This window comes from Burkholderia sp. E168m22, from assembly GCF_001319805.1.
GTDB lineage: Bacteria > Pseudomonadota > Gammaproteobacteria > Burkholderiales > Burkholderiaceae > Burkholderia > Burkholderia orbicola.
The window spans coordinates 1-14,069 of record NZ_BBSK01000036.1; the positions used below are offsets into that span (position 1 = coordinate 1).

Annotated in this window: 15 protein-coding genes; 7 read left to right on the plus strand and 8 right to left on the minus strand. The window is 70.6% G+C overall.

Annotated features, from left to right (window positions below; translation table 11 throughout):
* A partial coding sequence (locus AP428_RS10245) for a hypothetical protein (RefSeq protein WP_197285593.1) occupies positions 1-304 on the plus strand: 304 nt, incomplete at its 5' end.
* 27 nt (positions 305-331) lie between these two features.
* Here the strand turns inward: AP428_RS10245 and AP428_RS10250 are convergent.
* Entirely contained in the window at positions 332-1,177 is an 846-nt protein-coding gene (locus AP428_RS10250; protein WP_011546028.1) for an aldo/keto reductase, read from the minus strand.
* A 167-nt stretch (positions 1,178-1,344) separates the two neighbouring features.
* Here AP428_RS10250 and AP428_RS10255 point away from each other — a divergent pair, with 167 nt between their 5' ends.
* Positions 1,345-2,091, plus strand: a complete 747-nt coding sequence (locus AP428_RS10255; RefSeq protein ID WP_011546029.1) for a GntR family transcriptional regulator — start codon at positions 1,345-1,347, stop codon at positions 2,089-2,091.
* A gap of 21 nt (positions 2,092-2,112) precedes the next feature.
* On the opposite strand, the gene AP428_RS10260 is transcribed toward AP428_RS10255, so the two are convergent.
* Complete coding sequence (locus AP428_RS10260) at positions 2,113-3,504, minus strand: CoA transferase (protein WP_011694372.1); 1,392 nt, start codon at positions 3,502-3,504, stop codon at positions 2,113-2,115.
* A 140-nt stretch (positions 3,505-3,644) separates the two neighbouring features.
* Here AP428_RS10260 and AP428_RS10265 point away from each other — a divergent pair, with 140 nt between their 5' ends.
* A complete protein-coding gene (locus AP428_RS10265; protein WP_011546031.1) occupies positions 3,645-4,877 on the plus strand; it encodes a citrate/2-methylcitrate synthase in 1,233 nt (410 codons plus the stop codon).
* On the opposite strand, the gene AP428_RS10270 is transcribed toward AP428_RS10265, so the two are convergent.
* On the minus strand, positions 4,850-5,173 hold the full coding sequence (locus tag AP428_RS10270; protein WP_011546032.1) for a DUF2917 domain-containing protein: 324 nt from the start codon (positions 5,171-5,173) through the stop codon (positions 4,850-4,852). The genes AP428_RS10265 and AP428_RS10270 overlap by 28 nt on opposite strands.
* Positions 5,174-5,412: 239 nt before the next feature.
* Here AP428_RS10270 and mdtD point away from each other — a divergent pair, with 239 nt between their 5' ends.
* Both mdtD and AP428_RS10280 read left to right on the plus strand, forming a co-directional pair.
* Positions 5,413-6,849, plus strand: a complete 1,437-nt coding sequence (gene mdtD / locus AP428_RS10275; RefSeq protein WP_011694373.1) for a multidrug transporter subunit MdtD — start codon at positions 5,413-5,415, stop codon at positions 6,847-6,849.
* Positions 6,850-7,016: 167 nt separating this feature from the next.
* Positions 7,017-8,291 carry an EAL domain-containing protein gene (locus tag AP428_RS10280; RefSeq protein WP_011546034.1) on the plus strand — a complete coding sequence of 425 codons (1,275 nt, stop codon included), beginning with the start codon at positions 7,017-7,019 and terminating at the stop codon, positions 8,289-8,291.
* 19 nt (positions 8,292-8,310) lie between these two features.
* Here the strand turns inward: AP428_RS10280 and AP428_RS10285 are convergent, their stop codons facing one another.
* Genes AP428_RS10285 through AP428_RS10295 form a run of 3 tightly spaced genes read right to left on the minus strand, consistent with a single transcriptional unit; the run spans position 8,311 to position 10,588 of the window.
* Entirely contained in the window at positions 8,311-8,916 is a 606-nt protein-coding gene (locus tag AP428_RS10285; RefSeq protein WP_011546035.1) for a bifunctional 2-polyprenyl-6-hydroxyphenol methylase/3-demethylubiquinol 3-O-methyltransferase UbiG, read from the minus strand.
* Between the two features lie 42 nt (positions 8,917-8,958).
* On the minus strand, positions 8,959-10,071 hold the full coding sequence (locus tag AP428_RS10290) for a 2-dehydropantoate 2-reductase (protein ID WP_011546036.1): 1,113 nt from the start codon (positions 10,069-10,071) through the stop codon (positions 8,959-8,961).
* On the minus strand, positions 10,064-10,588 hold the full coding sequence (locus tag AP428_RS10295) for a DUF962 domain-containing protein (protein ID WP_011546037.1): 525 nt from the start codon (positions 10,586-10,588) through the stop codon (positions 10,064-10,066). Before AP428_RS10295 ends, AP428_RS10290 begins: the two co-directional genes overlap by 8 nt.
* An 81-nt stretch (positions 10,589-10,669) precedes the next feature.
* Between AP428_RS10295 and AP428_RS10300 the strand changes: the two genes are divergently transcribed.
* Positions 10,670-11,377 carry a Crp/Fnr family transcriptional regulator gene (locus tag AP428_RS10300; RefSeq protein WP_011546038.1) on the plus strand — a complete coding sequence of 236 codons (708 nt, stop codon included), beginning with the start codon at positions 10,670-10,672 and terminating at the stop codon, positions 11,375-11,377.
* Between the two features lie 106 nt (positions 11,378-11,483).
* Entirely contained in the window at positions 11,484-12,695 is a 1,212-nt protein-coding gene (gene chrA / locus AP428_RS10305; RefSeq protein WP_011694375.1) for a chromate efflux transporter, read from the plus strand.
* 101 nt (positions 12,696-12,796) lie between these two features.
* Here chrA and sodB read toward each other — a convergent pair whose 3' ends face one another.
* Both sodB and AP428_RS10315 read right to left on the minus strand, forming a co-directional pair.
* Positions 12,797-13,375 carry a superoxide dismutase [Fe] gene (sodB, locus tag AP428_RS10310; protein WP_011546040.1) on the minus strand — a complete coding sequence of 193 codons (579 nt, stop codon included), beginning with the start codon at positions 13,373-13,375 and terminating at the stop codon, positions 12,797-12,799.
* 232 nt (positions 13,376-13,607) lie between these two features.
* Positions 13,608-14,069 (minus strand): exodeoxyribonuclease VII large subunit (locus AP428_RS10315; protein ID WP_304502888.1); only part of this gene is annotated, 462 nt, incomplete at its 5' end.

Below are 14,069 nucleotides of genomic sequence, written 5' to 3' on the forward strand. Positions count from 1 at the left end.
AACGGCGAGTGGCGGAGCCGGCAATGGCGGCGCCAACGGCGTCGGCAACGGCCGTGGCAATGGCGGCAACAGTGGCAATGCCGGCGGCAGCAACGGTAACGGCGGTGGAGGCGCGGGTAACGGCGGCGGGAGCGGCGGCGCCAACGGCACCGGCGGCCACGGCAATGGCGGCGGCAACGGTAACGGCAATGGCAGCGGCGGCGCCGGCAACGGCGGTGCCAACGGCGTCGGCAACGGCCATGGCACCGGCAACGGCAATGGCGGCGGTCACGGCAACGGCGGATCGTCCGGCGGCAACCACTGACCCGACGCGTTGCCCGGCCGAAGTCGGTCAGAGCATCTCGAGCGCGCGCTTGCTGCGCGGCGGACGGAAATATGCGTCAAGCTGCGCGCGCTCGTCATCGCTGAACACGACATCGAGCGCGGCGCGGTTGTCGCGCACGTGTTCGATCCGCGACGCCTTCGGAATCGCGAATACGCCCGGCTGCGCGAGCACCCACGCCAGCGCGACGCGCATCACCGACACGCCGCGCAGCCGCGCGATCTCGTCGAGCGGCGAGCGTTTCGGCAGCCGCCCGTGATCGACCGGGCTGTACGCCATCGCCGGAATACGATGGTCGGCCAGCCACGGCAGCAGGTCGAATTCCGGGCCGCGTCGCGCGATGTTGTAGAGAATCTGGTTGGTTGCGCACGCACCGCCGCCCGCCTCGTCGACGAGTTCGGCCATGTCGGCCGTATCGAAGTTGCTCACGCCCCAGTGGCGGATCTTGCCCGCGCGCTGCAACGCGTCGAAGCCCTCGACCGTTTCCGCGAGCGGCACCGAACCGCGCCAGTGCAGCAGGTATAGATCGAGGCGATCGGTACGCAGGCGCTTGAGGCTCGCGTCGCACGCGGCGACGACGCCACGCCGGCTCGCATGGTGCGGGTAGACCTTGCTGACGAGGAACACGTCGTCGCGCAAGCCGGCGAGCGCGTCGCCGACGAGTTCCTCGGTCGCACCGTCGCCGTACATCTCGGCTGTATCGACCAGCGTCATCCCGAGTTCGATGCCTTCGCGCAGCGCGGCGATCTCGTCCGCGCGCCGCGCCGGCCGCTCGCCCATTTCCCAGGTGCCCAGGCCCAGCTTCGGAATCGTCTCGCCGTTCGGCAAGACGACCGTGGCGATCGTGTCTGTCATGCGTGTCCTCGTCGCGGATTCGTGGCCGCCCATCGCGGCCGAAGCATCGGATACGACGCATCAGTGTAGTCAATCGGTGCGCCCCCGGCCTATTACGCGGCAAAAACCGGCTATAACGGCGCGGCATGATGACTTAGAATGGCCGCAACCTGATCGATACCCATTGTATGAAGGCACCCACGGACGACCGCTGGCAGGACCTGCGCCCCGACCCCGACAACGATACGCCGCTCTACCTGCAGCTCGCCCGCAAGCTCGGCGATGCGATCCACGACAACCGCTGGACGGCCGGCGAAGCGCTGCCTTCCGAGCGTGTGTTGTCCGAAGCGCTCGGCGTGTCGCGCATCACCGCGCGCAAGGCGATTGCGCTGCTCGTCGAGCAAGGCCTGATCCGCCGTACGCAAGGCGCGGGCAACTTCATCCAGCCGCGCTACGAGGACCCGCTGTCGCGGCTGTCGAGCTTCAGCGAGATGCTCGAGCGCCGCGGTTTCAAGCCGAGCTCGCAGTGGCTCGCGCGCGAAATCCAGCCCGCCAACCGCGACGAAGTGATCCAGCTCGGCCTGTCGCCGGCCGCATCGGTTACGCGCCTGAAACGCCTGCGTCTCGCCGACGGCATCGTGATGGCCGTCGAGAACTCGACGTTCCCCGCGACGCTGATTCCCGATCCGCAGGCAATCGCCGGTTCGCTGTACAGCTATCTCGAAGCGCGCGGCACACCGATCGTGCGCGCGCTGCAGCATTTCCGCGCGGTGAACGCGACCGACGAGATCGCCGAGCAGATGGGCATCGCCCCCCACGACGCCCTGCTGCTGATCACGCGGATCGGCTATACGTCCGACCAGCGCGCGATCGAACTGACCGATACCTACTGCCGCAACGACTACTACGATTTCGTCGTCGAGCTACGCAAGTAACGCGAGCCGCGCCGCCTCCCCTCACAGCCAGCGCGCGTCGTCGGTGCCGAGCGGCACGGGCGGCCGCGCGAACGACGGCGGCGTCGCCGACAACCGCTCGGCCGGCCGCACGGTATCGAGCGCGCCGAACGGCGACGCGATGCGGTCGATCCGGTCGCGCACGTCGGCCAGCGCGAGATCGGGCGCCTGCAGCCCGTCCGGCACCGCGCCGAACGACTGCAGCCAGCGCCCCGTCTGCGCGAGCGACATCCGCACGTGCCAGCTTCCCCCTTCGCGCGCCCGCCGGGCGAGCGCGATCATCGCGCCGAACGCCGCGAGATACCCCGTTGCATGATCGAGCGCCTGGCACGGCAGATGGCGCGGCCCGCTCGCCTGCGCGGCCTGCTGCTCGTGCCATGCGATGCCGCTCGCCGACTGCACGAGGCTGTCGAACCCGCGCCGCTGCGCCCACGGCCCTGCATGCCCGTACGCCGACACCGACACGTAGACGATGCCGGGCCGCCGCGCCGCCAGCGCATGCGGCGTGAAACCGCGCGCGGCGAGCGCGCCGGGGCGGTACGACTGCAGAAACACGTCCGCCTCGCGCGCCAGGGCGTGCAGCGTATCGACGCCTTCCGCGTCGCGCAAATCGATCCACGTCGAACGCTTGCCGCGCCCGTTGTCGATCACGAGCGGCGCGATGTTCGGCAGGTGCGGACCGTTGACGAGCAGCGTCTGCGCGCCGTGCGAGGCCAGCGTGCGGCCCGCGACCGGGCCCGCGATGATGCGCGTGAGATCGAGCACGCGCACGCCGGCCAGCGGCTGGCTGGCGTCGCCGCGGCCGATCGGCTCGGCCGGCGCGTCGCCGATCCGCTCGATCTCGAACAGCGGCAGCGACGCGATCGCGCGCGCCTGCTCGTGCGCCGCCCATTCGTCAGGGGTTCTGATCAATGCCGCGCACAGGCCGGCGTCGGCCAGCGCGGTATCGAGCGCCGCGCCGTCCCAGGTGCGGATCGCCGCGGCGACGTCGGCGGGCTGCCGGCCGCAGCCGAGCACGTCGAGAATACCGTGCAGGTGATGCGGGAAATTCGCGTGCAGTTGAATCCAGCGTCCGTCGCCCGTCTCGAAGAAGCCGGTCACCGGATGACGCAACTCCGGCGGTGGGCCGTCGTCCACGCGCAGGTAGCGTTCGCTGCGGAACGCCACGAGCGCGTCGCGCACCGACACGTCGACCGATTGCGCCACGCCCGTCCGCAGCCGATGGCATTCGGCTGCCGCGAGCCCGGCTGCGGCGATCGTCGCGGCGGCGAGCGTGCCGACATGAAACGTCGACGGTAGCGTCGGGTCCTGCCCGGTCACGGTCGTGCGGGCCAGCGTGTCGCGTTCGCCGCGTGCGAGTTGCCAAAGATGCGCCAAGGCGGAATCGGGTGTCATGGTGAAGGAGACGCCGTTGAGGAGACGGAATCGAGTCTAGAATTCGCGTCAGGCGCGATCAATCTTGATTGCGCGAATCAATACATAACGAATAGTTGTAGCGGGCCCGCGCTTCATGCGCGGCGACAGGAGCAACCGGCATGACGTCTCTCAGCGCGCAGGAAGCCGCCGGCATGCTCGGCGTCAGCGTGAGCACCCTTTATGCGTACGTGAGCCGCGGCCTGCTGCGCTCGCTGCCCGACGGCGCGACCAAGCGCCGCCGCTACGACGCCAACGAAGTGCGCCTGCTCGCGCGCCGCCGCGCCGACGCGAAGCGCGCGGGCGGCGTCGCCGAACGTTCGCTCGACTGGGGCGTGCCGGTCCTGGAATCGCGGATCACGCAGATCGCCGACGGTCGCCTGCGCTACCGCGGCACCGATGCGATCGCGCTGGCCGACGCGGCGACACTCGAAGAAACGGCCGCGCGGCTGTGGGACTGTGCGCCCGCGCGGCTGGCCGCCGCGTCGCTCGCGTCGACCGGTTTCGACGCGGCGCAGTGGGACGACTGGGCGCGTCGCTGGGCGCACCTCGCGCCGCTCGAACGCACGCTGGTGCTGCTGCCGGCCGCCGCCGCGTCGCTGCCGCGCCTGTGGGCGCAGGGGCGCGACGCACAGCTCGATTCCGCGGCGCTGCTGCTGCGCGTCGCGACGGCCGCACTCGCCGGCATCGCGCCGGGCGACGCGCCCGTGCACCAACAGCTCGCGGCCGCGTGGCGCGTGCGGCGGCGCAATGAAGCCGACCTGCTGCGGCGCGCGCTCGTGCTGTGCGCCGATCACGAACTGAATCCGTCGACCTTCGCGGTACGCTGCATCGCGTCGACCGGCACCCATCTGTTCGGCGCGATCTCGGGCGGGCTCGCGGCGCTGTCGGGGCCGCGCCACGGCGGTGAGACGTTCCGCGCCGGCACGCTGCTCGACGAAGCGGCCCGCGCCGCCGATCTCGATCGCTACCTCGCGCTGCGGCTGGCGCACGACGAACGCGCGGACGGCGGCCGCACCGCCCTGTCAGGCTTCGCACACCCGCTGTACCCCGACGGCGACCCGCGCGCGCGGGCGTTGCTCGATGCGCTGCACGCGGCGGCGCCCGAGCGGCCGGTGCTACGCGTCGCGCACGCGCTCGCCGCACGCGTCGAAGCGGCGACGGGCCTGCGGCCGACGATCGATTTCGCGCTCGCGGTGCTGGAGCGCACGCTCGCGCTGCCCGACGGCGCGGCATTCACGCTGTTCGCGGCCGGCCGCACGGCCGGCTGGATCGCGCATGCGCTCGAACAGTACGCGGACGGGAAGCTGATCCGGCCGCGCGCCCGCTACGTCGGCAGCGACGCGGCCGCGTGACGCCGGCCGTCGCGCCACACGGCGAACGGACGCCACCATGCAGACGCTGTGCGCACGGCCGGTGCCGCGAGCGGGCCGAATGCGAACGTCGCGCCGCGCGGCCCCGCGCTGACCCACGCGCGCATGCCGGGCAGCAAGGCCAAGGACGCCCCGGCACTCAGCCAGTGATCGTCTGGCTGGCCCTCGACGGTCACCCACACGTCGCCCTCGGCCACTTCGAGCAGCGTGCGATCGACGATCCGCCACCGTCCGGCCGGCTCGTCGCCGTCCATCACGTAAAGTCGCAGTTCGCGCATGGCAGCCTCCTGGTCGCACGGGTTCGATGACGCCAGTATTTCGGACAGTGACGGCACACGGACAGATACGGCCGCAGACACTTTTGGCTGAACTGTACTGGCCGTCCGACGGGGACAGGCTTCCCGCAGCCGGTCCGAGCCAGTCCGGTCGGCGGCCACACGACATACCGCGCCGAACCTGCACGGCGCGGCGGCTTTCCCTACAATGTCGGCTGTCCCGCGCCACCGCCCCCGCCGTCATGTTCCAACGCCCGCCCGCCGCCGCTCCCGGCGAAAAGAACCTCACCGTGATGCTCTGGCTCGTTGCGACGGGCTTCTTCATGCAGACGCTCGACGCGACGATCGTCAACACGGCGCTGCCGTCGATGGCCGCGAGCCTCGGCGAATCGCCGCTGCGAATGCAATCGGTCGTGATCGCATACTCGCTGACAATGGCGGTGATGATTCCCGTGTCGGGGTGGCTCGCCGATACGTTCGGCACGCGGCGCGTGTTCTTCAGCGCGATCCTGGTGTTCTCGCTCGGCTCGCTGCTGTGCGCGAACGCGCATACGCTGACGCAACTCGTCGCGTTCCGCGTGGTGCAGGGGGTCGGCGGCGCGATGCTGCTGCCGGTCGGGCGGCTCGCGGTGCTGCGCACCTTTCCGGCCGAACGCTACCTGCCCGCGCTGTCGTTCGTCGCGATTCCGGGCCTGATCGGCCCGCTGATCGGGCCGACGCTCGGCGGCTGGCTCGTGAAGATCGCGTCGTGGCACTGGATCTTCCTGATCAACGTGCCGGTCGGCGTCGCGGGCTGCATCGCGACCTTCTATTCGATGCCCGACTCGCGCAACCCGGCCGCCGGCCGCTTCGACCTGAAGGGCTATCTGCTGCTGACGATCGGCATGGTCGCGATCTCGCTGTCGCTCGACGGGCTCGCCGATCTCGGCATGCAGCACGCGGCCGTGCTGGTGCTGCTGATCCTGAGCCTCGCGTGCTTCGTCGCGTACGGACTGTACGCGGTGCGCGCGCCGCAGCCGATCTTCTCGCTGGAGCTGTTCAAGATCCACACGTTCAGCGTCGGGCTGCTCGGCAACCTGTTCGCGCGGATCGGCAGCGGCGCGATGCCGTACCTGATCCCGCTGCTGCTGCAGGTGAGCCTCGGCTACTCGGCGTTCGAGGCCGGGCTGATGATGCTGCCGGTCGCGGCGGCCGGCATGTTCTCGAAGCGGATCATCACGCGGCTGATCACGCAGCACGGCTATCGCAAGGTGCTGCTCGCGAACACGATCATGGTCGGCGTGATGATGGCGAGCTTCGCGCTGATGCGCGACACGGTGCCGGTGTGGGTGAAGGTCGTGCATCTCGCGCTGTTCGGCGGCTTCAACTCGATGCAGTTCACCGCGATGAACACGTTGACGCTGAAGGATCTCGGCACCGGCGGCGCGAGCAGCGGCAACAGCCTGTTCTCGCTCGTGCAGATGCTGTCGATGAGCCTCGGCGTCACGGTCGCCGGCGCGCTGCTCGCAACGTTCACCGGCATGCTGCGCACCGTGACGCCGAGCAACACGCTGCCGGCGTTCCATGCGACCTTCATCTGCGTCGGGATCATCACGGCCGCGTCCGCGTGGATCTTCGCGCAGCTCGCACCCGAGATCCGCAGCACCGCGCGCAAGACCGACCCGTCCGAGCGCGCGTGACGCGCGGCGCGCGCCGAATCGGGCCGGAACGCACCATCGCGGTGCAACGCGGCCCGACACGCGTGCGCATGTCGGCAGCGGCGGGCGGCCGCACACGGCGCCTGCCGTGCATACTTCTTGCTCGCGTATTCTGTAGGTAAACTGGGAGTCTTCCTTCGGCCGACATCATGAGCATGATCGAAATCGATCCCCCCGGCTTTCAGCCGCCCCGCCCGGTCGCCGGCGACGACGGGAACCGACGCACCGTGCTGTACGGCGGCTACACCGTGTTCAGCGTGTTCCAGCCCGTGTTCTCGGTGTCGCACCGGCGCGCGATCGGCTATCACGCGTCGCTGCGCGCGCACGACGAGGAAAGCCGCCAGGTGGCGTCGCACGAGGTGTTCACGCAGGCGGCGCGGCGCGGCGACCTGCTCGAGCTCGGCCGGCTCGCCGAATCGTTGCATCTCGGTAACTTCCACGCGTTCGACAGCCACGACGAATGGCTCTTCCTGAGCCTGCATCCGGCCGCGCTGATGGACACCATCTACGGCGACGCGCTGCTCGCGAACCTGAAGGCGCTCGGGCTGCCGCCGCACCGCGTGGTGCTCGAGGTGCCCGAACAGGCCGGCGGCGAGACGCCACGCTATGCGGCGATCATCGACGGGCTGCGCAAGGCCGGCTTCCTGATCGCGCTCGTCGGGTTCGGCGCGAAGCATTCGAACATCGATCGCGTGTGGCACCTGCATCCGGACATCGTCACGCTGGACCGCGGCATCCTCGCGCAGGCGAGCGAGCACTCGCATCTCGAACGCGTGCTGCCGGGGCTCGTGTCGCTGCTGCACGAATCCGGCCAGCTCGTGCTGATGGGCGGGCTCGCGACCGAACGCGACGCGCTGATCGCGCTCGAATGCGACGTCGATTTCGTACAGGGCCAGTACTTCGCGGGGCCGAGCGTCGATCCCGTGCAGCCGCAGGCCGCCGCGGGCTGCATGGATACGCTGTCGGCCGCGCTGCGGCTGCGCGTCGCGCAGCGCGAACGCACGCAGGCCGAACGGCTCGCGCCGTACGTGGCCGCGCTCGAGGACGCGAGCCGCAAGCTCGGCGCGGGCGAATCGCTCACCGATGCGGCGGCGGCCGTGCTCGGGCTGCCCGAGACCGCGCGCTGCTTCCTGCTCGACGCGTCGGGCCGCCAGATCGGCGACAACGTGCTCGCGCGCGGCAGCGTGTCGCAACGTGCGAAGCGCTTCCGCCCGCTGCTGCATTCCGAAGGCGCGAGCTGGGAACGCCGCCCGTACTTCATCGACGCGATGCGCGCGCCCGGCGGCGTGCATCTGACGCCGCCCTACCTGTCGATCAACGAGGCGCACCTGTGCGTGACCGCGTCGATCGCCGCACCGGCCGCGACGGGCATGCAGGTGCTCTGCGTCGACATCAACTGGGAAGCGGCGCTCAGCCGCGAGTGAGTTCGCCGGCGCGGCGCGCTCACGCGTCGCCGCCCGCCTTGCGCACGATCAGCCGGTGCACGCGCTTGCCGGACGACGCGCTGACGACCTCGTGTTCGTCGATCACGTGCACGCCCGCGCCCAGCGCCGCATGCATCCGCGCCGAATCGAGCGGCGTATAGAGGCGGCCGCGCTCGTCGCGCAACATGCCGCTTCCGGCCACCCGCCAGCTCAGGTACAACGTGCCGCCCGGCATCAGCAGATCGGCCAGCCGCGCGGCAGCCGCCGCTGCATCCGCCTGTTCGAGATGCATGACGACCGTTTCGCACAGCACGTTGCGAAACGCGCCGGACGGTACGCCGGCCAGCGCCGGCAGCGCGGCCAGTTCGAACGTCAGATCGCGATGGCGCCGCCGCGCCTCATCGAGCAGCGCGGCGCTCGCGTCGTAGCCGCGCACGTCGAAGCCGCGCGACGCGAGCCAGGCCGTGTCGCGCCCCGCGCCGCAGCCGACGTCGGCGGTCAGCCCCGGCGAGAAATGCTGTTCGAGCAGCGCGTACATGTCGTCGGGCGCAGCCTGGTCGAGCCAGTCCTGCGCGTATTGCGCGGCATGGGCGTCGTAGGCATCGAGAGTTGGGCGATCCACCATGGCGATTGCTCCGCAAGGGCGTCGGATGACGCACTCCGCATCTTAGTCGTTGCGCCCAGCCCGCGCCGTCGGCAAGCGCCGCGACGCCGGCCTACGCGGCCGGCACGTGGCCCGCACGCGGCGCCTGCGCGGCCAGGTCGGCCCACAGCGCATCGCCGCGCCACACCGGACGTGACGCCGCGCTTTCCGCGTCGTGGACGAGCGCGCACAGCCGCGCATTGACCGGCGCCGGGGCGCCGGCGCGCCGAAGCGCCCGGCCAGCCGCACGATTTCGCCGTTGATCCATTCGACTTCGGTCGCACGATGCGCCGCGAGATCGTCGGACATCGACGAGCGCGCCAACGGATCGATCTCGAGCATCCGGCCGCCGAGCACGCGGAAAGCCGCATCGGGCAGATCGAGCATCGCCGGAATCCATGCGGCCGGCAGCGGCGTCAAGCGCGCAGGCCGGATCGCGGCCCGCGCCAGCCAGTGCAGCGCCTCGCGCTGGGCCAATGCGACGCAGCGCCGGTACGTGCGTTGGGCGAGCTCGTCACGCAACGGCAGGTTCGCGAGCGCATTGACCGCATTGTTCAGGTTGAGCAGCAGCTTCGCCCACTGCACGGTGCGCATGTCGCGATGCAGCACGAGCGGCAGGCCGGCCCGCGCGAACAGGCCGGTGAACGGCTGCAGCGCAGGCGACGCGTCGACCGCCAGCCTCCCCGCCGAGCCCTGGTGAAACGCGCCGGGCCCGCGCTCGATCACGTTGAACGGCACCATGCCGGCCAACACGGTCGCTTGCGGGAGTGCGTCGCGCAGCACGTCGGCGTTGTGCAGGCCGTTCTGGAAGCTGATCATGATCGTGCCCGGCCGCAGCACGCCGGCCAGTTGCGCGGCGGCCTCGCGCGTGGCGGCCGACTTCACCGCGACGAGCACGAGCCGCGCGGCGGCCGCCGCGGCCGGATCGGTGGCGAATCGGACATCGGCCGGCGCGAGCGCCCCGCGATAGCCGCGCCGGTCGGTCAGCGTGAGTCCGTGCAGATGAATCGCGTCGCCGATCCGCGCGCGGCCGACGAGCGTGACGTGCGCGCCGGCTGCCGCGAGGCGGCCGCCGAGGTAGCACCCGATCGCGCCCGCGCCGAATACGCAGACCGGCCCGGCCGACGCATCAGACATGCGAATGCGCGCCGCCATGCACCGGGCCCGCGCGCCGCTCGACTTCGCGGCGTACGTCGCCGCGCAGCCCCACGAAGAACGCGACCTCGGCGACGACGAACAGCGGCCCGACGATCAGGCCGACCAGATCGTCGACGAACGCGGGCTTGCGGCCTTCGAACCAGTGCCCGACGAACTGCACGATCCAGCCGACGACGAACGCGCCGATGCCGATTGCAAGCCATTGCGCGGTCCGCAGCGGCGCCAGCGACTGCGCGGCCCACAGGCCGAGGGCGAGCAGCCCGGTCATCACGATCCCGAACCGCAGGTCGAGACGCAAGTAGAACAGCGCGGACACGACGGCGAGCAGCAGCGCCGGCGACAGCGCGATGCCGGCCAGCATCCCGAGCGCCGGCCGCGACAGCAGCACCTCGACCGCGAACACGATCATCGGGATGCCGACCAGATGCGTCGCGATGTTGCGCGCGTCGCGATGGTAGGCCGCATACTGGGAAAGATGATCTTCGAGGGTCTTCATGGCGTCTCCTGATCGGTTATTGAGCGCTATGATGCGCGTCACGCCCGAGAACCTCTGTCAGCTACCCGACATCGCGTGCCCATGCCTTCTTCGCTCGCCCCGTACCTGCCGCAGATCGAAGCGAACCCGTGGTTCGCCGGGCTGCCGCCCGCGCTGCGCGCCGCCCTGATCGCCCGCGCGACGCTGCGCCGCTTGCCGTCCGGCCACGCGCTGTTCCGGCGCGGCGACCCGCCGTGCGGGCTGTACGCGGTACTGGCCGGTTCACTCACGATAGGGGCGGTCGATCCGCAGGGCAAGGAAGCGCTGCTGACGGTGGCCGAGCCCGTCACGTGGTTCGGCGAGATCGCGTTGTTCGACGGCCAGCCGCGCACGCACGACGCCATCGCGCTCGACGACGCGCTGCTGCTGCACGTGCCCCAGGCCGCGCTGCTCGCGATCCTCGATACGACGCCGCAATACTGGCGGCAGTTCGCGCTGCTGATGGCGCAAAAGCTGCGCCTGAGCTTCCTGACCGTCGAGTCGATGAGCGTGATGCCGGCCGCGCAGCGGCTCGCCGCGCGGCTGCTGATGATCGCCGAAGGCTACGGCGGCATCAGCGCCGGGCGCACGCATATCCGGCTGTCGCAGGAAACGCTCGCGTCGATGCTGTCGCTGACGCGGCAGACCACCAACCAGTTGCTGAAGGCATTGCAGGCCGACGGCGTGGTGCGGCTGCACGTCGGCGAGATCGAGCTCGTGGACATCGACGCATTGCGCCGCGCGAGCGGGCTCGGCGACGGCGCGTCCTGAACGCCGCGCAACGGCCTCGGCAGGCCTTTGTCGACGCTGCGCGCTGCCCCGCAGCCGCCGAGTTGCGCTATCGTGGCGACTCGTTCCGCCAGCCGCGCGCACCGCCTTGAACACGTCGACCCTCCCCGCCCCCGCCCGTCATCCGTGGCCCGTCTTCATCGCGTTCCTGCGGCTCGGGCTCACGTCGTTCGGCGGGCCGGTCGCGCATCTCGGCTACTTTCGCGCGGAATTCGTCACGCGGCGCGGCTGGCTCACCGAGCGCACCTATGCCGATCTGGTCGGGCTGTGCCAGTTCCTGCCGGGGCCGGCGAGCAGCCAGGTCGGGATGGCGATCGGTCTCGCGCGCGCCGGCTATGCCGGCATGTTCGCCGCGTGGCTCGGTTTCACGCTGCCGTCGGCGCTGCTGATGATGCTGTTCGCGCTCGGCGTTCACGCGACGGGCGCGCCGATCGAAGCCGGCGCGCTGCACGGGCTGCGCATCGTGTCGGTCGCGGTGATCGCGCAAGCCGTATGGGGCATGGCGCGCACGCTGTGCCCGGACGCGCGGCGCGTCACGCTGATGGCCGCGGCCGCCTGCGTCGCGCTGCTCGCACCGGCCGCCTGGACGCAGGTCGCGGTGATCGTCGTGGCCGGCGCGGCCGGTGTCGTGCTGCTGCCGCAACCGGCGCGCGACGCGCACGAACCGTTGCCGCTGCACGTGTCGTCCCGCGCGGGCGTGCTGTGGCTTCTGCTGTTCGCGGCGCTGCTCGTCGCGCTGCCGTTCGCGGCCCGCGTGCTGCGCTCCGATACGCTCGCCGTCGTCGATGCGTTCTTCCGCACGGGTGCGCTCGTGTTCGGCGGCGGGCACGTGGTGCTGCCGCTGCTGCAGGCGGCCGTGGTCGCGCCCGGCTGGGTCGGCGATTCGGCGTTTCTCGCCGGATATGGCGTCGCGCAGGCCGTGCCGGGGCCGCTGTTCACGTTCTCGGCATTCCTCGGTGCGTCGCTGCGCGATGCGCCGAACGGCTGGCTCGGCGGCACGATCGCACTCGTGTCGATCTTCGCGCCGTCGTTCCTGCTCATCGGAGGCACCGCGCCGTTCTGGGAACGCCTGCGCCGCAGCGCGCACATGCAGGCCGCGCTCGCCGGCGTGAACGCGGCCGTCGTCGGGCTGCTGCTCGCCGCGCTCTATCACCCGGTCTGGACCGATACGATCGTCGCGCCGCGCGACCTGGCCGCCGCGCTGGTCGCCTTCGTCGCGCTGGTGTTCTGGCGCGTGCCGCCATGGGCCGTCGTGATCGCGAGCGCGGCGCTCGGCTGGCTGCTCGGCATCGCCGGCTGATCCGGCGGGCGCGGCACGTTCGGGCCGCGCAAAAACAAAAAGCCCTCGAAACGAGGGCTTTTTTCGATGCTGCGCGCCGTGGCGGCGCGCAGGCACCGGACTTACGCGAAGTTCTTCGCGGCGAAGTCCCAGTTCACGATGTTCCAGTACGCTTCGACGAACTTCGGACGGGCGTTGCGGTAGTCGATGTAGTACGCGTGTTCCCACACGTCGATCGTCAGCAGCGCCTTGTCGGCGGTCGTCAGCGGCGTGGCAGCGTTGCTCGTCGACACGATGTCGAGCGAACCGTCGGCCTTCTTCACGAGCCATGCCCAGCCCGAACCGAACGTGCCGACCGCGGCCTTCGTGAACGCTTCCTTGAATGCGTCGTACGAACCCCACTTCGCATTGATCGCGTCGCCCAGCGCGCCCGTCGGTGCGCCGCCGCCGTTCGGCGACAGGCTGTTCCAGAAGAACGTGTGGTTCCAGACTTGCGCGGCGTTGTTGAAGATGCCGCCCGACGACTTCTTCACGATCTCTTCCAGCGGCAGGTTTTCGAATTCCGTGCCCGGGATCAGATTGTTCAGGTTCGTCACATATGCCTGATGGTGCTTGCCGTAGTGGTACTGGATCGTCTCGAGCGAGATGGTCGGCGCGAGTGCGTCTTCAGCGTACGGGAGCGGCGGGAGCGTATGAGCCATGGCGATTCCTTCGTTGAGTATGTAGGGAGGCTGTGTTGGATGCTGCCGAGCGTCCGATTGTAGGCGAGGACGAATAACCCCGCAAACTCACGGGCCATTTATCCGCGGTATGCGGAAAAGCGCTGCTGGCGCGACGTCCGGCAGGACGAACCGGACGATGCGCAGCATTCGTGCCCGGCCGTGCCGCATGCGTTGCGACGATCCTCGCGTGTCTCGCGCGCCGCTTCTTGCGTCAGATCGTATCGGTCAGCCGCGGCTGCACGTCGGCGAGCGACACGTCGGCCGAGCCTTCGGCGAGATGCACGGTCAGGCGCCGCTGCGGCTTCAGCGCGTTCGGCGCGCGCACCGCACGGCCCGTCTGCGCATCGATCAGCGCCGCATAGCCGCGCTCGAGCGTACGCTGCGGGCTCAGCACCTCGAGCCGCGCGGCACAGGCCGACACGCGCGCCGTGTCGCGTTCGTGACGGCGCTGCAACGCGCTGGCCAGACGCTGCGACAGCCCCGCGAGCGCGTGGCGCGCCTGCGACGCATCGGGCCGCGCGCGCTGCCAGCGCAACTGCGCGAGCGCGAAACGCGCACGGGCATCGCGCACCGGCCGCGACGCCGCCGACGCCAGCCGCGCCGCGAGCTGCTGGACGTGCGTGCGCTGCCGCTGCAGCCGCTCGGCCGGACTCACGAGCCGGCGCGCGAGCCA